The sequence below is a fragment of the Pseudarcicella hirudinis genome (genome assembly GCF_900115665.1).
Lineage (GTDB): Bacteria > Bacteroidota > Bacteroidia > Cytophagales > Spirosomataceae > Pseudarcicella > Pseudarcicella hirudinis.
Window position 1 is genome coordinate 374,037 of the sequence record NZ_FOXH01000003.1, and the last position, 24,503, is coordinate 398,539.

Sequence of the window (24,503 nt, forward strand, 5' to 3'; positions counted from 1 at the left end):
CGATTAAGATTGAAGGCCTTTCTTCTTACCAACCGTTTCCTTTGGTTTTCGTTTTTATTCTGCATAAAAACATATTGGCAGTAATATAGAGCGTGCTGCCATCGTCTCCCCAGTTACAATTTGATGTGGGTTCCCCGGTATCAATTCTTCCTAACAGTCTCCCTTGGGGTGATAAAATCAGAATTCCACCGGGGCCTGTCGTGAAAATATTGCCGTTTTTGTCAATTTTAAGCCCGTCCGGAAGGCCTTTCAAGCCTTGTTTTACCATTGGGGTAGCATCAAAAAACACCTTTCCTTTTCCGATTTTCCCATTATCCAGAACAGGATAAGCCATAATTACAGCACTGTCAAAATCAGATTGGGCAACATACAGCGTTTTTTCATCAACAGAAAAAGCTAAACCGTTTGGTCTTACCAGGTTGTCTATCTCCAGTGAAACTACTCCGTCAGTACCGATTCTGTACACACCGAATACCGGAGTTTCACGTGTCGGATCTTTTTCGTGTTGTGGTAAACCATAAGGAGGATCTGTAAAATAATAAGCTCCGCCTGAATGCTGAACAATATCGTTGGGGCTATTGAAGCGTTTTCCCTGAAAATTATCCGCCAGTGTTTTCTTTCCTCCAACATTTAATGGCATGGCTGAAATTCTTCTGTCGCCGTGTTCACAGGCTACCAGTTCGCCTTTTTTGTTAATGATCAGTCCATTACTTCCCGGTTCGTTACTATAAGGCAAAATTCCGGTATATCCTGATGGATTCAGGAATGGAACAGCTTTGATATCACCTTCTTTCCACTTGAAAATTGTGTTTGCCGGGACATCTGAAAATAATAAATAGTTTCCGCCTTTTACCCAGACAGGTCCTTCAGACCAGTTGAAACCGGAGGCAAGAACTTCAATTTTTACATCTGATGCCAAAAGATTGTCGAGTGCAGCATCTGATTTGATTACCTGGCCAATTGTAGCGTAATTCGTTTGTGCCATACCGGAAAAACTCATGAGTAGAGCGGATATCAGTTTAAGGGTTCTTTTCATAGGGGTTCAGATAATTTTATAAAAAAAGTGCAAGTAAACTATTATATCTACCTGCACTTTTTCTAAAGGTAATTTAAAACTAAAGATTTCTCTTCTTCAATTCACTTACAGCAAAATCAGCTGCACGGGCAGTAAGCGCCATATAAGTAAGAGACGGGTTAACACATGAAGCCGAAGCCATTGCTGCGCCATCTGTAACAAATACGTTTTTCACGTTATGAATCTGATTGTGTTTGTTCAGAACAGAAGTCTTAGGATCACGTCCCATGCGGGCAGTTCCCATTTCATGGATACCTAAACCAATATGCGTTTTATCGCTGTTATATTGATTGATATTTTTGAAACCGGCAGCTTCTAACATTTCAGCGGCGTCATTCATCATATCAATACGCATTTTTTTCTCGTTGTCACTAAACTCAGCTTCAAAAGATAAAACAGGTAAACCCCATTTATCTTTTTGGTCGCTCAATGTGAAACGGTTATTTGGATTAGGAAGAATTTCACCAAAACCACCGAAACCAACAGACCATGCACCCGGGTGAGTAAGTTCTTCTTTGAAACTGGCTCCGAATCCATCCATTCCTACGCCTCTGCCCCAGCCGGCACGACTTGCACCGCCCTGGTATCCGAAACCGCGGGTATAATCTCTTTTATCTTTACCCCAGTTACGGAAACGTGGAATATAAAGACCGTTTGGACGGTTACCGAACATATAATCATCTTCAAAACCTTCTACAGAAGCACTTGCACCTACTCCAAGGTGGTGATCCATAATGTTACGGCCAAGCTGATCGCTGTCATTTCCTAAACCATTTTGGAAACGGTTAGATTTTGAGTTCATCAGAATAGAAGTAGATCCGATGGCTCCTGCATTTACAAAGATAATTTTTGCATAGTATTCTTTAACCGCAAGCGTATTCTGATCGATTACGCGAACCCCTTTTGCTTTTTGTGATTTTTCATCATAAATGATTTCCGCAACAATTGCGTTATGAATCATTGTAAGACGTTTTGTTCTTGCAGCAGCAGGTAATGTAGCAGATAATGAGCTAAAATAAGCACCGTATGGACAACCGCGCATACATTTATTACGAGACTGACACATTCCACGGCCAAGAGCTGTTTGAATAGCAGTCGGCTGAGTAAGGTGAGCGACACGTCCGATTGTAACAGGACGTCCTAATTTACTTGCAACTGCATTTTTGAAATGTCTTTCAGGAGCAGTCATTTCCATTGCAGGAAGGAATGTACTATCCGGTAAAACATCAAGGCCTTCTCTTTGTCCTGAGATTCCGGCAAATTTCTCAACATATGAGTACCATGGTGCCAGGTCTTCATAACGGATTGGCCAGTCAGTTCCTACACCTTCTTTTAAATTGGCTTCGAAATCTTCTTTATTCCAACGGTATGACTGACGTCCCCAAAGCAATGATTTACCTCCGGTATGATAAGCACGAATCCAGTCAAAACCACCTCTTTTTTCTAAATAAGGGTTTTGCTTGTCATTTTCGAACAGGTAACGATGTTCTTCATTGGCTGTGTATCCTGTACGCATACCTGCCCAATATTCCTCAGCGGCCATATTGGTAGGTCTGCCCCGGTGAGCAAATTCCCATGGATCTTTGTTTGCAGTTTCGTAACCTTCAACATGTTTGATTTCACGGCCACGTTCTAACACTGCTACATTTAATCCTTTTTCTGTTAATTCTTTGGCAGCCCAGCCTCCCGAAATACCTGAACCTACGACAATAGCGTCGAAAGTCTGGCCTTTAATTGCATCTATATTTAAATTCATGATTCTGATTTGAAAATATTTTCTTGATAAAAAGACGATATTCGCCCGGGTTAACGGACTAATCCGAGGTCTTGGAAATTAGTACTGATAAGCCTTTTGTCCTGGCTTCATTTTTATGGCTTTGAATTTACCGGGAACAGGCTCATAAATGAAAGAAGCTTTGATTCCTTCTTCAGAAGTATAATATCCTAAAAGTGTTAATTCTTTCATCAGGCGCCAGAAAGGCACGCCTTGTTTTTTGCCTTCAATGCTTTCTTTGTCTACGTTGTCACCAACCTTAACTTGTTTTACATTATAAGACTTCATTAATTCATTGGTATCTGCTTCTAATTTTTTCAGCGTAGCGATTTGCTCCTCTTTACTTTGAGATAAGAAGTTTTTCTTTTCTAAGCTGCTAACACCTTCCAGAAAGCTATTGTGTTCAGGTGCTTTATAGCAGTCATTCAACATCATTTCAATAAAGGCAGGAACTCCTGCATCTTTTGCTCCGGCTGTTGTTGTTTTCGGAATAATGTGCTCTGCTACTTCTGCTACTATTTTACGTTGAGTGTCGTTTAAACTAAAACCGGCAATCAGATTCATTTCGGTTTTAGTTTCACCTACTCTGCTCATTGCCATTAAGGTCGGTGCTGTTAGTGTCCCTCCGATTAATAAGGCAACTTTTGAGAGTGCGTCTCTTCTGTTCATTTTAGATAGGGATTTTTTAAGGGTATTAGAATAATTAAAATGGATAATTGCAATTCAGTCTTTATCGTGTTTTCCAAGGAAAAATGTGTCAAAAAAACACTCTTGGAATTTCACCCTCAAAACCAGTTTTTTGATTCAAAGCCAGATTCAGATAAAAAATATTGTATCATTTTGATAAAATAAGAATTGCTTACCTGATTTTCAACGTGAAAGTCAAAAATTTATTTGAAAAGTTTTATTTTCGGGCTTATAAAATTACATAATAATCCGTAATATTTTACATGGTTTTATGTAGTAAATCGGCAATATAAGGCATGAAATTCCTTATTTATAATCATTCAAAATATCGGTTTGCCGGAATACAGAGGGTTTTGTGTTATACAATTTGATTCTATATAACATAATAAAGCCCCTTTCATTTTCTGAAAGAGGCTTTAAGGTAAACAGGGTATTTTCTACAGATTTTGTTTCTTCAGTTCATTCACTGCAAAATCAGCAGCTCTTGCTGTCAGCGCCATATAAGTTAAAGAAGGGTTTACACAGGAAGCGGATGTCATACAGGCTCCGTCGGTCATAAACACGTTCTTACAGGCATGTACCTGGTTATGAGCATTCAGCACAGAAGTTTTAGGATCACGACCCATCCGGGCAGTTCCCATTTCATGAATTGCCATTCCAAGATATGAACCACGATCATAAGTAGTAACGTTTTTAACACCTGAAGATTCCAGCATTTCTTTGGCATCATTCAACATGTCGATACGCATTTTCTTCTCGTTTTCCTTCAATTCTGCATCAAAGACCACAACAGGCATTCCCCATTTATCTTTGGTGTTTTTATCAAGATACATCTTGTTTTCATAATATGGCAATGTTTCACCAAAACCACCGAAACCGATACTCCATGGACCAATTTCAGTAGCATGTTTTTTGAAGTCAGCACCGAAGCTCAATTCTGAAACATTGGCTGCCCAGCCTCCGCGGCCGCGACCGCCGCCACCCTGATAACCAAAACCTCTTACATAATCACGTTTATCAGAACCAATGTTACGATAACGTGGAATATAAAGACCATTGGCACGGCGACCATAGAAATATTTATCTTCGTCACCTTCCCAGGTACCAGAAGCACCAATGCGGAAATGGTGATCCATTAGGTTATGACCCAATTGCTCAGAATCATTACCGAAACCATTAGGGAAACGGTTTGAAGTAGAATGAAGCATGAGAGCCGTTGAACCGAGAGCCGAAGCGCAGACAAAAATAATTTTCGCAAAGTATTCAGTTGTTTGCATCGTTACCGAATCGATCACTCTTACCCCTGTTGCTCTTTTCTTGTTTTCGTCATAAATAACCTCACTTGCAATTGAGTCAGGACGTAAAGTAAGACGGCCTGTTTTCATACAAGCAGGAAGTGTTGCAGATTGCGTACTGAAATAGGCACCATAAGGGCAACCTAATGAGCATTTGTTTCTGAACTGGCAGCCAGATCTTCCCACACCTAATTGTGCTGCACCGGCTTTTGAAAGGTTCGCTACACGACCGATTGTCAGATTACGGCCGGGATAGTTTTTCTCAAGACGTTTACGCACTTCTTTCTCTACGCAGAACATGTCCATAGGAGGTAAAAATTCACCGTCAGGTAATTGAGCAAGCCCAAGTTTCTCTCCTGAAATTCCGGCAAATTTCTCAACATATGAATACCATGGAGCAATGTCTTTGTAACGGATCGGCCAATCTACACCATGACCGTCTTTGCTGTTTGCTTCAAAGTCAATATCACTAAGGCGATAAGACTGACGTCCCCACATGATTGATTTTCCTCCGACAATATTCGGTCTGTACCAGTCAAAACGTTTTTCTTCCTTGTAAAGAGAATCAGAGTCATTGAACCAATATTTCTCCGTCATCTCATTGTAAGGATAATCACGGGCTAATTTCGGGTGTGTTTCTTTTTGCTCTATGGTTAAGCGGCCATTGTATTTAGATTCCCAGGGATCTTTCATGGCATTTTCATAACCGGTTACGTGTTCAAGATTTTTACCACGCTCAAGCATCAGCACTTTTAAGCCTTTTTCAGTTAATTCTTTTGCAGCCCATCCTCCGCTGATTCCGGAGCCGATTACGATTGCATCGTATGTATTGCCTTTGATGGCATCTATATTTAAAAATGACATTATTTCAGAATTAAATTAAGTTGATAAGGAAATTTTGGATAAACAATTAAATAGCCCAGGCTTTTTGTCCGGGTTTCAACGGAACACAGCCTTCGAATCTGCCCGGAATTGGAAGATATTCAAGTGCTTTGGTAGCACCGATTTCCGAAGTAAAATACCCTGTAACTGTCAATTCTTTCATTCTCAAAAAGAATTCCTTATTGTCAACCGTTGTTTGCTTCAGCATTTCATTTTTCTGAGCAGTATCCAAACCGACGAAAGATTTGCCAAATTTAGCCTTACTGTCAGCGTCAAGTTTTGCCAGACCTGCATAAAACTTCTCCTGATCTTCTTTCTTGTAGCAATCGCGCATTACTCTCACGATAAATTTCTCTGTTCCTGCAGCTTTGGCACCCGGGGTGTCTGTTGTAGGAATAATAATGTCGGCCACTTCAGCAAGAAAAGCTTCCTGCTCAGCAGTAACATTTAAGCTAGGTCCTAAATTGGTTTTTTCACCCATTATTCCAGCCATTGCGGGGGCTGAAATTAATCCTCCCATCAGGATGGAAACTCGTTGAATGGCTTCTCTACGATTCATTTTATTTTATGAAATAAATTTTAGGAAAAAATAGTGAATGCTTGGACAAAACGTACTATATGTCAAGGAGGCAAAATAAAATAAAATTCCACAGGAATTGTCTTAAAAGACAAAATTTTATTGAATAAGTTTTATTAATTGCCAAATGTGAAACGAATGTACATCGCTTTTTTCTGCTTATTGGCAGGGTTTGGATGGTAGCATAAAACAGGAACATTATCCCTGATGGCATACCTTTCTCCTGAAGAAGAAATACGCCGTTTAAAAATCCTTTCGGTTTTGTTAAATTTGTAAATAATTCCAACAAAATAACAGGCGGAAGGCCTGGTTCTTCTCATGATATTATACTCTTCCAGGGATATTTTTGACCGGCTGGTTTCTGAAATAAGTACCGTTTATGATGATAATGAGGCTAAAAGTATTTCTTACTGGCTTCTTTCACATTTTCAGAACCTTTCAAAAACTGATATTTTCCTGGATAAAAAAACAGATAAACTGTTTGATTTTGAAGAGATTATTATTCGGTTAAAAAAGAATGAGCCTGTTCAGTATATTATCGGGGAAACAGAATTTTATGGCAGAAACTTTAAGGTGACAAAGGCAACATTGATTCCCCGTCCGGAAACGGAAGAACTGATTCAGCTTGTCTCTGACAGGTATAAAAATTTTACAGGCGAATCTCTGAAAATACTGGATATCGGAACCGGCTCGGGTTGTATAGCTGTTTCTCTGGCAAAGGAATTACCTGTACCTGAGGTTATGGCATTTGATATTTCGGAGGAGGCTTTAAAGGTTGCTGAGGAGAATGCCCGTATGAATGATGCAAAGGTTTCTTTCCTGAAAACGGATGTTTTGAACATCGATGTTGCTCAAATGTCTGAAAAGTTTGACATAATTGTGTCTAATCCTCCTTATGTAACCAACCGGGAAGCAGAAGATATGCAGAAGAATGTGTTAGATTTCGAACCCCATCTGGCTCTTTTTGTAGAAGATCATGATCCTTTAATCTTTTACAGGAGAATTGCAGAACTGGCCGGAAAATGTCTGAACAGAAATGGATTTTGTGCAGTTGAAATTAACCAGGCTTTTGGAAAAGAAACGGCAGAGGTATTCAAGGAAACCGGGTTTTCGAAAGTAGAAGTAATAAAGGATTTATCCGGAAGAGATCGATTTGTAAGTGCCGGATATATTTAAGAGAAAAGCCCCGGCCGGAAATTTCCGGCCGGGGCTTTTCTCTTAAATACATTTCAAAAACCTAGTAAGCTCTGATTTCTATTCCTTTCATGAAATTAACAAAAGCTTTGTTAACCACTTTATTTCCACCCGGAGTCGGATAATTTCCGGTAAAATACCAGTCACCCGGATTTTCAGGACAAGCTTTGTTCAGATTTTCTACGGTCTGATAAACAACAGACAATTCTGCTTTCAGATCTTTTGGACGAACAATTTCGGCAATTTTACCAGAGATTTCCTCATAAGTAAACGGCTCATAAATAGCTTTTACAAAGTTTTCTTCAGTTGCTGTTCCTTCTTCCAAAGCAGCAAGGCAACGTTCGTTCACTTCATCCAGCAAATCTTCCATATTCCGCTCTCTCAATAATTCAAGCACCGCTCGGAATGCCACAAAATCTTTCATTCTTGACATGTCAATTCCATAACAGTCGGGATAACGGATTTGCGGAGCAGAGGAAACAATTACAATTTTCTTGGGCTCTAATTTATCCAGAAGTTTAAGGATACTTTTCTCCAAAGTAGTGCCTCTCACAATGGAATCATCTATCAATACTACGTTATCAACATTCTTATTGATTACTTCATACGTAGTATCATAAACATGGGATACCATGTCATCACGCTGCGAGTCACTGGTAATAAATGTTCTTACTTTTACGTCCTTGGAGATTAGTTTTTCAACCCTTGGCCTGAAAGTAAGTAATTCTTCAAGATGTTCTTCAAACAGAACGCCTTCCATGATCGCTTTTTTACGTTCATGGGCAAGGTGGTCTTCCAAACCATCAATCATTCCTAAGAATGCCGTTTCTGCTGTATTGGGGATGTATGAAAAAACGGTGTTTTTAAGGTCATTGTCAACCTCTTTCAGAATCTGAGGAATCACAAGTGCTCCTAACTTTTTACGTTCTGCATAAATATCCGGATCTGATCCGCGTGAGAAGTAAATTCTTTCGAAGCTGCATGAAGATTTTTTCATCGGGGCGATAAACTGCTCCTGTGTGTAATCTCCATTTTTGGCGATAATGAGGGCATGGCCAGGGTTTACTTCCTGAATATCTTCGTATTTGCAGTTGAAACTGGTTTTGATCGCCTGTTTTTCTGAAGCAACTACTACAACTTCGTCATCGGCATACCAGTAAGCTGGGCGAATTCCTGAGGGGTCTCTGGCTACAAAAGCGGCTCCGTAACCTGTCATTCCTACCATTGCATAACCTCCATCAAAATCACGGCAGGAACGTTCTAATACTCTTCTTAAATCAATATTGTCGGCAATAATGTCGGAAAGTTCTGGATTATCATGGCTTCCTTTATGATACTCAAACTGGCGTTGATTTTCCTCATCCAGAAAATGTCCGATTTTTTCCATTACTGTCACAGTATCCACTTTTTCTTTAGGATGCTGTCCCAGTGAAATCAGTTTGTCAAATAGCTCATCAACATTTGTCATGTTGAAGTTACCTGCTACCACCAGGTTTCGGCTTCTCCAGTTACTCTGTCGTAACATCGGATGGCAGTTTTCAATCTCATTCTGCCCATGTGTACCGTAGCGTAAATGTCCGAGAAGAACTTCTCCCGTGAATGCTACATTTTCCTGCCACCATTCGGCATCGAGTACCCTGAGGTCTTCGTTTTCCTTTTCCTTGCGGCTTTTCTTTAACTCTTTGTATCCTTTCTGGAATTTTTTATTGATTTTCCCGAAAATATCAGCTACGGCCTGTTGTTCGACGGATCGGTAGCGGCTGATATATCTGCTTCCGGGCGGAACATTTATCTTGATATTGGCAACTCCGGCTCCATCTTGCCCGCGATTTACCTGCTTTTCCATTAACAAATAGAGTTTGTTAATGCCGTAAAGCGGATTTTTGTACTTATCAAGGTAATATTGATAAGGTTTTCGGAGACGAATGAGGGCAATACCGCACTCATGTTTAATAGCGTCTGACATGGAAATGTGTTATGTTTTGTGTCTTACTTCTCAGTTATTTAATTCAAAAAAATAAATAACTATTTGAAAACCAGTATTTTAATCTTCAGTGGTTTAGTTTATGTTGCGATAACGTTAAATGGATTTTCTGTTAAGGAGGTAGGCATTACAATTATTTAACAAAATTAGTGACTTAAAAGTGTGATTAGCAAGAAGAATTTTTAAAAATAGTACTTTTTCATTACCAACGTCCGAATATTATTGCTGAATGAAGAACGTTAGTGACTGACTATAAAAGCGCTATGAGATTCATTAGCAAATCAGCTTTGAAGAACAGCAACAGAATCGGGAGTACCAGAATGATGGCCAGAAATTGCTGTTCAAATGTTATTTTAAATGGATTATTTTCAGAAACCTCTCCTTTTTTGAAAAATAGTACAAATGGTATCTTCAGGTAAAAGAATAAAGAAACCACTGTATTGAATAGCCCGAATATAAACAGCCAGAGTAAAATCTGGTTTTGCGAGGTCTGGTAACTTTCCCAGAGGGCCGAGAAAATATTCAGCTTGGCAAAGAAACCTGCTGTTGGTGGCAGGCCTGTCAATGAAATCATTACAATTACGAGAAGAATTCCATAGAACGGATTTTTTAAGCCTAAGCCCCGGAATATTTTCAGGTTTCCGTTATTGCCGGTTGAGGCATCAGCAATGTCCAGCAGGAGAAATGCCGCGAAATTGGCAAATAGGTACGTTACCATATAGAAAACAATACTTTTTATGCCCAATTCTGAAAGGGTTACGAGCCCGATCAGCATAAAACCGGAGTGTGCAATTGTAGAATAAGCGAGCATTCTTTTAGCATTTTGCTGCCAAAGCGCTGAGAAATTTCCTATTGTGATGGTTGCCAGTGCAATTACGGCCATCAGTAGTTGAAATTTAGCAGGAAGTGCTTCCAGAAAGCGCATAGCTATTAAAAAAGAAGCTGCTTTCGGAGCAATTGAAAAGAATGCCACAATTGGCGTCGGAGCAGATTCATAGACATCCGGCGTCCAGATATGAAATGGTGTTGCCGAAAGTTTAAAAAGAAAACCACTCAGGGTAAGCGTTGCCGCAACCAGAAATGTTATATTGTCAACCTGAGCTAAGTTTCTTGAAAAATCGGGAGAAACAATGGAAAGCGTTCCTGTAATTCCATAAAGCAATGACATGCCATAGAGCATTATCGCGGAGGAAGCTGCTCCGAAAATAATGTATTTTAACCCGCCCTCAGAACCTGTTTTATCCCGGTTGATTGCCGTAAAAATATAAGAACCGATAGAAACAATTTCGATGGATAAGTAAATCATGATCAGGTTCACCGACATAGTCATGAGATAAAGCCCTATCAGGATTCCGGTTAATATGGGGAAAAATTCTCCCGGGAATGACTTTTTCAGAACCCAGCTGTGTGCCAGTAAAATAATGGCGGCCATTGAAACCAGGCATTTAAAGAAAATGGCTTTGGCATCAAGAAAAAGCATTTCATGGAATAAAAAGCCATCACTGGTATTATAAAACTGTTCCGTTACCTGATGAAAAGATAACGCAAGAATAGCCAGTGTAAGTCCGTATAACCAGAACTGTGAGATGTTTTTGGAGTGAAATTTGTATAAGATTAATTCAGCAATAATCAGTAAGATGAAGGCTGCAGATAAGAAGATCTCCGGAGTGAAACCTTCCAGGCTTTTGATAATTCCGAATAATTGTTCTTTTAACTCCAAAGTTTTAAAATTATTATTTATAAAGATATTGCAAAGTTAGTGTCAAATTCATTAAACTTAGAAAAATAATTAGGTCAAACTATCGGAAATGAGGTTAAAATATCTGAGAAATATCCGGGAATTGCCAAAGAATAACGGATGAATTAAGGCAATACGATATTATATTGATTTACAGAAGTCTGAAAACGAGGAACTACTGAGGAGAATAAGTACCGGATTTTTGATTCTGAAATAATATAAACATTAAACAGGTATAATCTAATAAGACTCCTGTAAATTTGAGGCCTTAAAAATTACAAACTTATCTGATTGCTGAAAACTAAATCTCAAGAATGAAATTTAAAAGTACTTATTGGCTGATGCAGCTCATTTCCTGGTTGTTTATTGCCACAATTGCTTTGAAATATAATGAATTGGAAAAAGATACATTCTGGCTGCACTGCCTGTATTTCTTTTCAGTGTTTCTTTGTGGAATAGGTACAACGCATATCTATAAGTTAATTCTTGATAAATACCAACCTCAAACCTCTTCAAAATCAGCTTTTATCCTTTCCCCACTGATCGGAAGCATTGTGGTTGGTTTTTTATTTTTTCTGCTTGATTCTCTTTTTACAACTCCTGAAAGAGTGATGACCAAATATGAGTCTTTTGGGAATTATTTCGGATTGTTTGTAGATGATATGTGGGTAATTATGCCCTGGTTTCTGTTTTTTCATGTAGTTCGTTATTCGACCTATAAACAGGAAATGCAGGATCGGCTTTACGCCATGGAAAATATGCTGAAAATCGCAGAACTTGATAACCTGAAAAAACAGCTTAATCCGCATTTTCTGTTCAATGCCCTGAATAGTATTAAGGCTTTGACAATTATAGACAGCAAGCAGGCCCGGGAAGCGATTAATCAGCTTTCCGAATTGCTGAGATTATCCCTTAATCTTGGCGAACAGCAAATGGCTTCATTGCAGCAGGAGATCAAACTGGCAAAGGATTACCTTTCCATAGAGAAAATCCGGTATGAGAACCGCCTGAATTATTGTTTTGAAGTAGATGAAGAGTTATCAGAAGAAGAAGTCATACCGATGTCTCTTAATACTTTGATTGAAAATGCGGTGAAACATGGCATAGAGAAGATAAAAGCCGGAGGAGATATTCTGATTAAAATTTATGCTGATCAGGATTTTATCATATTGAGGGTAGAAAATACCGGAAAATATGACCCCAAACCTAAAAACAGCGAAGGAGGTATAGGGTTATCCAATTTACGCAAAAGATTAAATTATCATTACGGAAACAAGGCTAAGCTGGAAATCCGTGAGGAATCCGGAAAAGTTGTGTCCATATTATTCTTTCCTAAGAACAAATAATTTCCCCGTTTGTCCGGTTCAAGGTAAAATTCTGAAAATCATTTCAGAATTTTTTTTTGATTTTTTTTCAGAGCACTTGCAACATTCTTCTACATTCTTACATCTTATGTTCGAGTGTTTTGAGAATGGATAAAAGAATTAAGGTTCGGTTTTCCACCAAAATACACTCAATTGCTTTCCTTGAACCAAACTCCAAAATGATCATCCTGTATAATTACCATTCACCCGATTAATGAACCTATTATGGTATATTGTATTGCAAGGTACTGGTTTTAACACTTAACTTTGAATCAAGAAATAAGGGAAAGAGGTAGAGAAAACAGAAAGATGGTCTGAAAAGCAGATTTGGCAGAATTGATAAAAGCATCTGAAAGGTTCTGTAAAAGAGATAAAAAACAAAAAGTTGTTCGGTCGCGGACGCAAATTGTATCAGAACCGAACAGTTAACAGCTTCTTAATTTTGTATTAATTGATTGATTATCAGTATTTTATAATTTTGGCATAGAAATTAAACCTATAGTTAGTATCGTAAATAAATCTAAAAACAATCTTTTCTAAATAGTTATAACAATGAAAACGTCCATCAAATCCCTCGCTTTAATTTTAGTAGCATGCGTGTTATCTGTAGTAAGTGTTAAGGCTCAAAGTATGGAGGATCAGACTTCTAAATCTTTTTCGGTTGGATTATATCAAACGGCTAACACATCAAAATTGAATCTTCTTATTGAGAAGACTGAAAAGAAGAGCCTTGAGATTATTCTGAGAAATAAAAAAGGAGAAATCGTTTCTCAGGAATATGTTGATCAGAAACCAAACACATACAGAGTCATTTTCGACTTGTCAGCTTTAGAAGACGGCCAGTATGTTTTTGAAATAAAAAACAAAAAAGAAAAAATAGTAAAAGAATTTAACCTCTCAACCAAAAAACAGGAACCTGTTGAATTTGACAGAGTTATTTCAATGAATTAGTACCGATTAACAATTAACTAAACTTATCATTTTAAAGGAAACACAAAAATTCTAAACAATCGTAAATCATGAAATCTATCATCAGAACTTCCGCTTTAGCTTTTGCATTTGGTTTAGCTACTATATTGACTATCAATGCTAACGACTTAAATAATCCGAATACGGCTCAGACTATCAAAGTTGGAATGTACCAGACGATGAACACATCAACACTTAATTTGATGATCGTTAAAAATAATCTTAAATGTGCTAATGTTGTACTGAAAGATGCAAGAGGTAACGTGCTGACTCACGAGTTTGTCAGCAAAAAATTTGAAAACTACCGTATCAACTATGATTTGAGTGCTTTGGAAGACGGTAAGTATTTTATCGAAATTAAAGGAGAAAATGAGAAAATCGTTAAAGAAGTGAATCTTACAAGCAAATCTCAGGATAATGTTAATGCACAGTCAAGAGTGATCACTTTAGAATAAACCTCTTACCCGGATAAATAGAAGAAACCTCTAAATCTCAGCTTCAGCCCCGATCGGAATAACGATCGGGGCTGTTTTTTTTGGCCCTTAAAATTAAAACCTATAAAACGTGGTAAAAAATACCTAAAATCTTGTCAGATTTACACAATCTTCTTTCTTTATACTTTAACTAAAATCTAAAACTTAACTCTATGAAAAAGAGGCTCCTCACTCTTATACTTTTATTTTCATGCGCCGGCTCGGTAGTAATGAGTCAATCACTGCGTCCTCCGGCTTATCCTTTACTTACCAGCGATCCTTATTTTAGTGTCTGGTCATTCAGTGATAAAGTGAATGAATCCGTTACCCGTCATTGGACAGGTAAAAACAACTCTTTGGAAGGGGTAATTTCAGTAGACGGTAAATCTTATCAGTTTTTAGGTTTGCCGCAGGTTACTTATAAAACATTAGCTCCTGCGGCTTCGGAGAGAATTTATCCGGTAAAATACACTTTTGGTACTCCGGCAAAAGGCTGGGAAAAAGAACAATTTGATGATGCTTCCTGGCAGACCGGGAATGCCCCATTCGGAAACGGAGCCGGTAGTAATCCGGTGAAACCCGGCACTATGTGGACAACCAATGATGTCTGGTACCGCAGGGAAATAACGCTTACAGATTTTTCAGCAGAACACCTGAGATTATCAGTAAGCAATGATGAAGATATTGAAATCTATATCAATGGCGTTTTAGCATATCATTGCGAAACATGCTATATAGGCGGGTACGAATATTATCCGATTCAGCCGCAGGCATTAAAAGCCGTTAAAAAAGGAAAAAATATTATTGCGGTTCATTGTAAAAATACAGTAGGCGGAGCATTTGCTGATGCCGGAATCTCTGAAGAAATTCCTCCGAGGCAATTGATCCGGAAGGCAGAACAGATTTCTGTGAAAGTTTCAGCCACTAATACTACATATCAGTTTAAAGCAGGAAATGTACTTTTGGAAACAGTCTTTACCAGCCCTCTTTTACTGGATGAACTTGAAACCCTCACCCGCCCGGCTTCATATGTTACTTTCTCCGTGAAATCTTCTGATAATAAAACACATAAGGTGAAAGTTGAATTTAATGTTTCAGCAGATTTATCGGTCAATATGCCTGCGCAGGAAGTTACTATGAAACTGTCGCCTGAAAAAACAAATGGTTTGAATATAGCCTCTGCCGGAAGTGTTGAGCAGAATATTTTAGGAAAAAAAGGCGATGATATCAGAATTGACTGGGGGCATGTCCTGCTTGCTTCTAAAGACGGAAAAATAAGTGTTTCCGAACCATCTGAGAGAATGTTGAAAAGTTCCTTCGATTTCGGGCAGGTAAACAGTAATAAAATACAGAAACATTTGATTGTAGGATATGATGACATCTATTCAGTTGAATATTTCGGAAAAAAACTGAGAGGCTGGTGGAGAAGAGATCCGGGAATGACCGCTGAAAAGATGTTGAATCAGGCAGAAAATGATTATACAAGAGTATTCAAAAAATGTACAGCTTTTGATAAGAAACTTTATGCCGATGCACTGGCGTCCGGAGGAAAAGAATATGCTGATTTGTGTGAACTTGCTTACAGACAAGCGATTGCTGCTCATAAAGCTGTTGACAGAGGTGATGGAACCTTGTTGTTTTTCTCAAAAGAGAATTTCTCAAATGGTTCTATCGGAACAGTGGATGTAACTTATCCTTCTGCTCCGATGTTCCTGCTTTACAACAATACCCTGATGAAAGGATTACTTGAATTTATTTTTGAGTATTCAGAATCAGGAAGATGGAATAAGCCTTTTGCAGCGCATGATGTAGGTACTTATCCTTTGGCAAATGGCCAGACATACGGTGAAGATATGCCGGTGGAAGAGTGCGGGAATATGGTAATTCTGGCAACGGCCGTTTGTATCAGGGATGGTAATGCTTCTTATGCCAGAAAACATTGGGCAACGCTTTCAACCTGGGTTCAGTACCTTGAAAAAGAAGGCTTTGATCCGGCTAATCAGTTATGTACGGATGACTTTGCAGGACACCTGGCAAGAAATATTAACCTTTCTGCCAAAGCAATCGTGGGAATAGCCGGGTACGGAAAAATGGCTGAGATGCTGGGTGATACAAAAACAGCTGAAAAATATACAAAATTAGCCAGAGAGCTTGCTCTGAAGTGGCAGGAAATGGCGAAGGATTCTGAACATTATGCCCTTACTTTTGACAAAAAAGGAACCTGGTCGCAGAAGTATAATATCGTTTGGGATAAATTATTAGGCTTGAATATCTTCCCCAAAGATATCACACAGAAAGAAATCAGGTATTATCTGACCAAACAAAATACCTACGGTCTGCCTTTGGATTCAAGGAAAAGTTATACTAAATCGGATTGGATTATATGGACTGCTACGATGGCAGACAATAAATCTGATTTTGAAAAACTTGTCAAACCAATCTGGAAGTTTGCCAATGAATCACCGACAAGAGTTCCACTGACAGACTGGCATGAAACTACCAATGGAAAGCAGGTGGGTTTTCAGGCACGTTCTGTGGTTGGAGGCTATTTTATCAAGATGCTTGAAGGGAAACTCAGGAAGAAATAACGAGATATGATAAACTAACAGAAAGACTTTAAGAAGAAAGAACCGGGATAAATTAATTTTGTCTCAGCTTTTTTCTTAAAGTCTTTTTCTTTCTGTTAACATTTTATTTCTCATTTCTGAGATGGCTGTTTTTTTTGCCATACCTGAAATAAATCACCATACCGATTGCCATCCAGACAAAGAGACGAATCCAGGTGTCTAATGGTAAAAAAGCCATCATCCCAAAACAAGTGAGTATTCCCATAACCGGAACAAAAGGAACCCAGGGCGTTTTAAAGGATCTTGGTGCATCCGGATTGGTTTTTCTCATAATCAGAATTCCTGCACATACAATTACAAAGGCCAGGAGTGTACCAATGCTGGTCATTTCTCCCACAACATTGATTGGAACAAAGGCCGCAAAAATGGCAATGAAAATGCAGAATAAGATATTGGATTTCCAGGGCGTAAGAAAACGGGGATGCACTTCTGAGAAAATTTTCGGAAGAAGCCCGTCTTTTGACATGCTGAAAAACACTCTTGACTGACCTAACAGATCTACCAGAATTACAGAGGTGTATCCTATCAGAATGGCGATAATAACCAGTTGAGACAACCAATTGTAAGGTGTATTCTGAATGGCTATTGCTACAGGAGCAGCATTGTTTTTAAAAGCGCTATAATGAGCCAATCCTGTGAGAACATGGGCAAAAAGTACGAATAGAATAGTACAAACCACCAATGAGCCGATTATTCCGACCGGCATATTTTTCTGTGGATTTTTGGTTTCCTGTGCCGCAGTAGCAATAATATCGAAACCCAGAAAAACAAAGAAAACAACTCCGGCCCCTCTCAGGATGCCGGACCAGCCGAATTCCCCGAATGTTCCAGTATTTTCCGGAATGTATGGATGGTAGTTGGCCGGTTGAATATATTTCCAACCCAGAGCAATGAAAACCAGTACTACCGCAACTTTCAAAGAAACAACAACGGAGCTCCATAAAGCTGAACCTTTGGTTCCCCGGATTAATATCAGAGACATCAGGATGACTACCAATGCAGCAGGAAGGTTGAAATAGGTCTGAACCACCTCACCGCTGGCAAGTGTTACGGTTTCGAAAGGTGAATGAAGAATTTGCGGAGGAAGATAAATATCATAATAACTCAGCAATTTGGTCAGATAGTTCGACCAGCTGATGGCTACCGTCGCAGCGCCTACCGAAAATTCCAGTACCAGATCCCATCCGATAATCCAGGCTATCATTTCTCCAAGTGTAGCATAGGCATAAGTATAAGCACTGCCCGCTACCGGAATCATGGCTGAAAATTCTGCATAGCATAATCCCGCAAAACCGCAGCCTACGGCTGCAACAAGAAAAGAAAGTGTAACGGCCGGTCCGGCGTTATTGGCTGCCGCAAGACCTGTTAAGGAAAAGAGACCTGCTCCAATGATTACTCCAAGCCCGAGCATAATAAGCTGGAAACCATTTAAAGACCTTTTCAGGGTCTTTTCTCCTGACTCTTCAGATTCTTCGATGAGTCGGCTGATTGATTTAATGTATTTCAAATGCTGTTTATTTTGTGATGAAGTCCGCAAAAATAAAGCATAAATTCTAAAAGAAGAAATTTGTATAGTTAATTTATAGACTTAGTTTGTTTTTAATGGTTTTTCCGCAATTTTCAGAGAGCATTTTTCAGAAAAAATCTAAAAATCAGGTTATTTTAAAACGGTTCGACAGGCATTATGCTATGCGGAATGGTTCGGAATAACCTGATTTTCAGGAGAAATCAGAAAGTATAACCAATCCCGATCAGGAAATTACGAGGGGTTCCCGGATATAGGCGGTTATAATCAAATCCTCCTACCCAATGTGTCTGGTCAAATACATTATTTAAGTTCAGAGAAAGACGGAATTTATCTACGGTATAAAATAAAGCAGCATCGGCCAGAACATAACCCGGAAGTTTGAGGTTGTTTTTGGTGTCCTGTGTATTTCTTTCAGTAACAAAATTGCTGCCTAATCCAACGCCTAACCCGTTCAGCGCACCTGTAAATTTATATTTTGTCCAAAAGCCACCCTGAGCCCGGGGAGCATTCGGGAAAATGGTTCCGATCTCTGCCTCATTGTTACTTTTGGTTATTTCTGCTTTGTTGAAAGAGAGGTTTGCTGTCAGGCTAAAGTTTGGTGTAATTTGTCCGTAAGCATCAATTTCTACTCCGGTGGCCTGTTGCTGACCAATTTGTCTTAATAAATCAGGATTTCCGGCATCATTGGCGTTAACCAAAACATTATTTTGCTGAATCCGATAGATGGCCAGGTTAACGGCTAAGCGTTTTTTGAAGAATTCCATTTTTGCACCCCCTTCAACCATATTGCTGATAAGCGGATCAAAAGGTCCTCCATAAATAAGGGGAGAGCCAATCGTTGAGGCAGTCTGAGGTTGATAACCCTGTGTATATGTCCCATAAAAACTAACAGGTTCCAGTGGCGTATAAACGATCCCCAATCTCGGAATAAAAGCCGTCTGGGTTACTGTCTGCTCATTCTTTTTAGTATAATTCAGCATATCATTATACTGCTCAAAACGAAAACCTGCCAATATATTCACTTTATTCCAGGTAAGCTGCTCCTGCAAATAAAACCCGTTTACATAATATTTGGCAGGGGCAAGATTAGCACTGACATTAAAATATCTGGCATTGTCAGTAATAGAATAATCAGGATTTTCGAGATTGAAGAAAGGAACATTCGGAACAGGCATGTTATCCTTAATCATATATAATGCTTTGTTCTTAGAATCATATGCAGCCGGAGATCCGCTTTTCGTCAATACCACACCCGTTCCGGCGGCATTCAAAAAACCCGAGGCATTGTAAGTTGAATTGCCTTCAGGCGTTTGAAATAAAATATTATCATATCCTACCAGCAGTTTATGTTTTAAATCACCTGTTTTGAAGTTTGAAACAAAGTAGGCGGTAAGGTTGCTGGTGTAATTTCGCTGCATTCTTCTGATGGTCTGCATTTCCATTAAAGTCGGGATCGCCTTTCCATCCGCATCTGTTCCGTATCGGTTAGCGGTACGGTGTTCCATCAGGTCTTCGTCATACATAAATTTCATGTAAGAAACATTAAAACTGATGTTGTCGGAGATTTTCCTTTGTAGTGAAAGGGTTGAGAAAAGGTTGATTTCATTGATAAAATCACTTTTTCTGCCAATTGCAAAAGAAATAGGAGTAGAGTTTAACAAGGTCCCGGCCGTTGCTCCGAAAATAGGCTGCCCTCTGTCAAGTCGTCCGTGAGTCGTGGAAAATACAAAATCGAAGTTTACCTGAGTTTTATCATCAGGAATAAAAGAGAAAGAAGGTGCTACAACTACATCCTGGCCTCCCTGTAAAACCCTGAAAGATTCAGCATTCTGATAGGCAAGATTTAAACGGTAAAGAAGAGTTTTTGATTCATTCATCGGACCTGTGAAATCCGAAGTAATTCTGTAGGTATTATAACTGCCGGATGCAAATTGAATGGATTTCCGATTTTCGTCCAATGGCTTTTTGGTAACAGTATTAATTGTTCCACCGGGGTCAGTATTCGCAAAAAGTGCAGAGGCCGGCCCTTTGATTACCTCAACTCTTTCTACATATGGCAAAAGTGATTGATTCCAGCCACTGCTGCTTACTCTTAGTCCATTAATAAGGGTGTTACTGGCTCTGAAACCACGTAATACAAAATCATTATTATTGTAAGAATATTGATTAACTCCACTGATATTTTTTACAACATCGCTATTTTTAAAAGCCATCCGGTCCTGAATCACTTCCTTCGTAACATAGCTGATCGCTTGCGGAACGTACTTTAAAGGCGTTTCTGTTTTCGTGCCCGAAAAAGCATTGGAGTTTTTATATGTTTGCTCCTTTCTTCCAACTACTTCTACGGCCTGCAATTGCGTAGAAGAAGCCTTAAGCATAAAATCAAGCGTGGTAACTTCGTTTTCTCTGATAAAAACAGCCTGTTGTTCCTGGCTATAACCAATTCCTTTTGCAACAACAGAATAATGACCTTCCTTAAGGTTTTCCAGGGAGTATTTACCAGACTCATCCGTGAGCCCTCCCTTTTTTAATTCCTTTAAAAATATGCTGACAAATGGTACAGGCTGGCCATCCGATGACTTGATTTGCCCCTGTAATTTTCCTGATTGTGCCTGAAGCAAGACATTGGATGAAAAGAGGAAAATCAAGATGTAAGTGAAAAGCTTGAAAGCCCGGGGGGATAAATTATGCATATTATATTTATTTAGACTAATTATAAATTAATGTCAAAATAAACACCTGTACTTAAAGTATCCAAGGGTTTTTCATGAAAAAGAAATTATGCCTTTATTTATTGAAATTTTTTACAGGAATAGTGCAGTGTGTAAAATTGCATAGACATTAATGAGGGTAAATATTATGATAAGCCAGAGGAATTAATTCGCAGAATCATTCTTTTAAACATCGGGAAATTCGTGATAAAGACTTTAATGAATTTATGTAAATTGCAAAAGCATTTAACATGGATTCCAATAATGAAAAAACTTCAGTCACTCTTTTCTTTAGTCTTACTCTTATTGTCAGTTAACCTTTACGGGCAAGATCTTTTTCCGAATTATAATAAACGCTGGGTAGATTCTGTATTTAATACATTGTCGGTTGACCAAAAAATCGGACAATTGATGATGCCCCGGGGTAACTATAATGCGACGTATGATACTGCCAGATTCTACCAGATCGTAAGGGATTATCATGTAGGAGGGTTTGTCTTATTTTCCGGACAGCCAACGAAACAGGCTGTGCTTGTCAATAAGTTACAGGCGATGTCAAAAGTTCCTTTATTTATCGGAATGGATTTGGAGTGGGGACTGGCGATGCGTCTGGATAGTACAACCAGATTTCCTTATCAGATGACATTGGGAGCGATGCAGGGGAAAAGTGAACTGATTGAAGAAATGGGATTTCAGATTGCGCAGCAATGCAGAAGAATCGGGGTAAATATCAATTATGCACCGGTAGTAGATATCAATAATAATCCGAATAACCCCGTTATTAATTTCCGCTCTTTTGGAGAAAACAGAGAAAAAGTAGCTGAAAAGGCAATTGCTTACATGAAAGGTTTGCAAAGAGGGGGCGTGATTACTTCTGCCAAACATTTTCCGGGTCATGGTGATACAGGCGCTGATTCACATTATGACCTTCCTTTAATTTTGCATGATAAAAAACGTCTTGACAGCCTTGAATTATACCCGTTCAGAGAACTGATTAAAAATGGACTTCAGGGTGTAATGGTTGCACATTTGAGTATCCCATCCTTAGATACCACAAAAAACCTTGCTTCCACTCTTTCGAAGAAAATCGTTACGGATTTATTGAGAAAAGACCTGAATTTTAAAGGGCTGGTCTTTACTGATGCCATGGATATGCAGGGTGCTGTTAAGTTTTTTCCGGAAGGAACAGCCAATGTAAAAGCAATTATGGCCGGAAATGATATTCTGGAAACTTTTGTGGATGTACCTGCTGCTTTTAATGCCATTAAAAAAGCACTTTTATCCGGAGAAATTACTCAGACAGAAATAGATGAGAGAGTAAAACGAATCCTCGCGGCAAAAGCCTGGGTTGGCCTGGATAAATATGCTCCGGTGGAAATAAAGAACCTTGTTCAGGATCTGAATCCACGTAGTTCAGAAGTGTTAATCAGGAAGTTTGCTGAGGAAACGATTACTGTGCTGATGAATAATCAGAATATTCTTCCGCTTCGTGAGCTGGATACTTTAAAAATAGCTTCACTTGTGATTGGGACACCTGCTTTTGGTTCTAAAAAGCCCACAGATTTCCAGAAAATGGTTTCAAATTATACAAATGCAGACCACTTTAACCTGGATGAAAATTCTGCCGATTCTACCATTCAAAGGGTAAGAGAGTCACTCAGAAATTATAATTTAGTATTGATGTCTGTTAACGGGCAGAATATTCGTCCTGCCAAAAACTACAGTATTCTTCCTAAAATTCAGGAATTAGTTAAGGAGTTTGCCAATTCACCCAAAACCATTGTTTCACTGTTTTCAAATCCTTATACTTTAGGGAAATTTGAAGGACTTGATAAGGCAAAAGCATTGATTACCAGTTATCAGGAAACGCCGCAGACGCAGGAGACGGCTGCACAATTGATTTTCGGGGCCATTGGGGCAAACGGGCGACTTCCTGTTTCTGTGAATCTGACTTTCCGTTATAATGACGGGATTACCACCAAACCTTTACAACGCTTTCAGTATTCGCTTCCGGAGTCTGTCGGGATAGATTCCAGATTTCTGGATTATAAAGTAGATTCAATTGTTAATAAAGCTATTGCAGAAAAAGCAACTCCGGGAGCAGTGGTTTTAGTAGCAAAAAACGGGAAAGTAATTTTTCATAAAGCCTACGGAAAACATACTTATGAAGGTGCTCAGAAAGTGCAATTGACTGATTTGTATGATTTGGCCTCAGTGACCAAAATAAGCACTTCTGTCCCGGCTATGATGAAGATGCAGGATGATGGGAAATTTAATCTCAATATGACAATGGGAGATTTGATGCCTGACTGGAAAATTTCAAATAAAGCAGGTTTGGTTTATAAGGATATTCTTACCCATCAGGCTCGTCTGAGAGCCTGGATTCCCTTCTGGCAGGATTGTATTGATTCAAGCAAAATGGTATTGGCCAGTAAGGTTTATAAAGAGAAATATGCCGAAAAATATGCTATTTCTTTCTGGGAAAAACTCTTTAAAAGAAAGAAAGCAATGGCCAGAATTTGCAAGGCGATCCAAACCGATAAACAATTATGGAAAGATTGTGTAAATCTTACCAAAGATGCTACTATCTGGAAGCCAAAAACTTTTTCTGAAAAACCTTCTGCTGATTATGTAATACAGGTTGCAGATCAGTTGTGGATTCATAATGATTATCATAATACAATTTTTAAACAGATTGAGGATTCTCCTCTTCGTGAGAAAAAGGAATATGTATACTCAGATTTGTCATATTACCTCTATCCGCAGATTATTCCAAGACTGACCGGAAAAGACTGGGAAGTATTTTTGAAGGAAACTTTTTATAAACCATTAGGAGCAAACTCGCTGACTTATAATGCCCGAAAGTATTTCCCTTTATCGAAAATTGTTCCGACGGAATATGATTCCCTGTTTAGAAAAAACCTGATTCACGGACGTGTTCATGATGAAGGTGCGGCTATGCTTGATGGTATATCCGGTCATGCGGGGCTTTTTGGAAACGCTAATGATCTGGCTAAATTGATGCAGATGTATTTGCAGAAAGGATATTACGGAGGCAAACGTTATATCAATGAATCAACTTTAAATGAATGGACAAGCTATCCTTTTTCTGTTGAGGAAAATAGCAGAAGGGGAGTAGGTTTTGACAAAGTTGACCGCAAAAGACCAAATATCAGTGCCGCAGCTCATGCAAGTGCCTCAAGTTTCGGACATTCCGGTTTTACAGGTACATACACCTGGGTTGACCCTGAACATCAACTGGTTTATGTCTTTCTGGCAAACAGAGTTTATCCAACCAGAAATAATTCAAAACTCAGTGATTTGAATGTAAGAACAAATATCAATGAGGTAATTTATGAAGCCATTAAGAAAGGATTGAAATAGAAAACTAATAATATTTCACCAAAAATGCCTGAAGCCCCGAACCTTCAGGCATTTTTTATATGCAGACAGCTTTTTATGCTCCCCGAGCCACAAAGTAGAGTTATGACATTTCTATGTGCCCTATGCTCCTATGTTGTTACAATCACTTATCATTAGTGAAAAAGCTACGGACAGAGGAGGGAGTTAAATTTTTGGGTAGACTATGTGCGCTATGTTCCTATGTGGTTACAATCACTTATCA

Annotated in this window: 16 protein-coding genes; 6 read left to right on the forward strand and 10 right to left on the reverse strand. The window is 38.9% G+C overall.

What is annotated here, in order from left to right:
- Positions 1-25: 25 nt before the first annotated feature.
- The 6 genes from BM179_RS07425 to BM179_RS07450 all read right to left on the reverse strand — a co-directional run bounded on the left by BM179_RS07425 (position 26) and on the right by BM179_RS07450 (position 6,610).
- Positions 26-1,036: an SMP-30/gluconolactonase/LRE family protein gene (locus BM179_RS07425; RefSeq protein WP_092014558.1), complete on the reverse strand. Its 1,011-nt coding sequence runs from the start codon at positions 1,034-1,036 to the stop codon at positions 26-28.
- Between the two features lie 79 nt (positions 1,037-1,115).
- Positions 1,116-2,831, reverse strand: a complete 1,716-nt coding sequence (locus BM179_RS07430) for a GMC oxidoreductase (protein WP_092014561.1) — start codon at positions 2,829-2,831, stop codon at positions 1,116-1,118.
- 78 nt (positions 2,832-2,909) lie between these two features.
- A complete protein-coding gene (locus BM179_RS07435) occupies positions 2,910-3,518 on the reverse strand; it encodes a gluconate 2-dehydrogenase subunit 3 family protein (protein WP_092014564.1) in 609 nt (202 codons plus the stop codon).
- Positions 3,519-3,973: 455 nt separating this feature from the next.
- The gene (locus tag BM179_RS07440; RefSeq protein WP_092014566.1) at positions 3,974-5,695 is read right to left on the reverse strand and encodes a GMC oxidoreductase; all 1,722 of its coding nucleotides are present in this window, start codon (positions 5,693-5,695) and stop codon (positions 3,974-3,976) included.
- A 46-nt stretch (positions 5,696-5,741) separates the two neighbouring features.
- On the reverse strand, positions 5,742-6,272 hold the full coding sequence (locus tag BM179_RS07445) for a gluconate 2-dehydrogenase subunit 3 family protein (RefSeq protein ID WP_092014569.1): 531 nt from the start codon (positions 6,270-6,272) through the stop codon (positions 5,742-5,744).
- A 134-nt stretch (positions 6,273-6,406) separates the two neighbouring features.
- The gene (locus BM179_RS07450; protein ID WP_092014572.1) at positions 6,407-6,610 is read right to left on the reverse strand and encodes a hypothetical protein; all 204 of its coding nucleotides are present in this window, start codon (positions 6,608-6,610) and stop codon (positions 6,407-6,409) included.
- Between BM179_RS07450 and prmC the strand changes: the two genes are divergently transcribed.
- Positions 6,609-7,466, forward strand: a complete 858-nt coding sequence (gene prmC, locus BM179_RS07455) for a peptide chain release factor N(5)-glutamine methyltransferase (RefSeq protein WP_092014575.1) — start codon at positions 6,609-6,611, stop codon at positions 7,464-7,466. The two genes, BM179_RS07450 and prmC, sit on opposite strands and share 2 nt — an antisense overlap.
- Positions 7,467-7,527: 61 nt before the next feature.
- On the opposite strand, the gene BM179_RS07460 is transcribed toward prmC, so the two are convergent.
- Both BM179_RS07460 and BM179_RS07465 read right to left on the reverse strand, forming a co-directional pair.
- Positions 7,528-9,450, reverse strand: a complete 1,923-nt coding sequence (locus BM179_RS07460; protein ID WP_092014578.1) for an amidophosphoribosyltransferase — start codon at positions 9,448-9,450, stop codon at positions 7,528-7,530.
- Between the two features lie 268 nt (positions 9,451-9,718).
- On the reverse strand, positions 9,719-11,188 hold the full coding sequence (locus BM179_RS07465; RefSeq protein WP_092014580.1) for an NADH-quinone oxidoreductase subunit N: 1,470 nt from the start codon (positions 11,186-11,188) through the stop codon (positions 9,719-9,721).
- A gap of 332 nt (positions 11,189-11,520) precedes the next feature.
- On the opposite strand from BM179_RS07465, the gene BM179_RS07470 reads away from it, so the two are divergent.
- From BM179_RS07470 to BM179_RS07485, 4 genes are all read left to right on the forward strand, one after another.
- Complete coding sequence (locus tag BM179_RS07470) at positions 11,521-12,552, forward strand: sensor histidine kinase (RefSeq protein ID WP_092014583.1); 1,032 nt, start codon at positions 11,521-11,523, stop codon at positions 12,550-12,552.
- A 570-nt stretch (positions 12,553-13,122) separates the two neighbouring features.
- Positions 13,123-13,521 (forward strand): T9SS type A sorting domain-containing protein, encoded by a 399-nt coding sequence (locus tag BM179_RS07475; RefSeq protein WP_143095171.1) that lies wholly within the window; start codon positions 13,123-13,125, stop codon positions 13,519-13,521.
- A 68-nt stretch (positions 13,522-13,589) separates the two neighbouring features.
- Positions 13,590-13,994, forward strand: a complete 405-nt coding sequence (locus BM179_RS07480; RefSeq protein WP_092014588.1) for a T9SS type A sorting domain-containing protein — start codon at positions 13,590-13,592, stop codon at positions 13,992-13,994.
- Positions 13,995-14,185: 191 nt separating this feature from the next.
- Entirely contained in the window at positions 14,186-16,600 is a 2,415-nt protein-coding gene (locus BM179_RS07485; protein ID WP_092014591.1) for a glutaminase domain-containing protein, read from the forward strand.
- A gap of 103 nt (positions 16,601-16,703) precedes the next feature.
- On the opposite strand, the gene BM179_RS07490 is transcribed toward BM179_RS07485, so the two are convergent.
- Together BM179_RS07490 and BM179_RS07495 are read right to left on the reverse strand one after the other, a co-directional pair.
- Positions 16,704-18,146, reverse strand: coding sequence for an amino acid permease (locus tag BM179_RS07490; protein WP_092015018.1), 1,443 nt, complete (start codon positions 18,144-18,146; stop codon positions 16,704-16,706).
- Positions 18,147-18,367: 221 nt separating this feature from the next.
- Positions 18,368-20,860 carry a TonB-dependent receptor gene (locus tag BM179_RS07495; protein WP_092014594.1) on the reverse strand — a complete coding sequence of 831 codons (2,493 nt, stop codon included), beginning with the start codon at positions 20,858-20,860 and terminating at the stop codon, positions 18,368-18,370.
- 282 nt (positions 20,861-21,142) lie between these two features.
- On the opposite strand from BM179_RS07495, the gene BM179_RS07500 reads away from it, so the two are divergent.
- Complete coding sequence (locus BM179_RS07500) at positions 21,143-24,262, forward strand: serine hydrolase domain-containing protein (RefSeq protein ID WP_177219321.1); 3,120 nt, start codon at positions 21,143-21,145, stop codon at positions 24,260-24,262.
- The last annotated feature ends 241 nt before the right edge of the window (positions 24,263-24,503 follow it).

Coding starts and splice junctions, on each gene's coding strand:
- BM179_RS07495 (WP_092014594.1), bottom strand. CDS start 20,860: ATGCATAATTTATCCCCCCGGGCTTTCAAGCTTTTCACTTACATCTTG.
- BM179_RS07435 (WP_092014564.1), bottom strand. CDS start 3,518: ATGAACAGAAGAGACGCACTCTCAAAAGTTGCCTTATTAATCGGAGGG.
- prmC (WP_092014575.1), top strand. CDS start 6,609: ATGATATTATACTCTTCCAGGGATATTTTTGACCGGCTGGTTTCTGAA.
- BM179_RS07430 (WP_092014561.1), bottom strand. CDS start 2,831: ATGAATTTAAATATAGATGCAATTAAAGGCCAGACTTTCGACGCTATT.
- BM179_RS07445 (WP_092014569.1), bottom strand. CDS start 6,272: ATGAATCGTAGAGAAGCCATTCAACGAGTTTCCATCCTGATGGGAGGA.
- BM179_RS07470 (WP_092014583.1), top strand. CDS start 11,521: ATGAAATTTAAAAGTACTTATTGGCTGATGCAGCTCATTTCCTGGTTG.
- BM179_RS07425 (WP_092014558.1), bottom strand. CDS start 1,036: ATGAAAAGAACCCTTAAACTGATATCCGCTCTACTCATGAGTTTTTCC.
- BM179_RS07485 (WP_092014591.1), top strand. CDS start 14,186: ATGAAAAAGAGGCTCCTCACTCTTATACTTTTATTTTCATGCGCCGGC.
- BM179_RS07500 (WP_177219321.1), top strand. CDS start 21,143: ATGAAAAAACTTCAGTCACTCTTTTCTTTAGTCTTACTCTTATTGTCA.
- BM179_RS07450 (WP_092014572.1), bottom strand. CDS start 6,610: ATGAGAAGAACCAGGCCTTCCGCCTGTTATTTTGTTGGAATTATTTAC.
- BM179_RS07480 (WP_092014588.1), top strand. CDS start 13,590: ATGAAATCTATCATCAGAACTTCCGCTTTAGCTTTTGCATTTGGTTTA.
- BM179_RS07460 (WP_092014578.1), bottom strand. CDS start 9,450: ATGTCAGACGCTATTAAACATGAGTGCGGTATTGCCCTCATTCGTCTC.
- BM179_RS07475 (WP_143095171.1), top strand. CDS start 13,123: ATGAAAACGTCCATCAAATCCCTCGCTTTAATTTTAGTAGCATGCGTG.
- BM179_RS07440 (WP_092014566.1), bottom strand. CDS start 5,695: ATGTCATTTTTAAATATAGATGCCATCAAAGGCAATACATACGATGCA.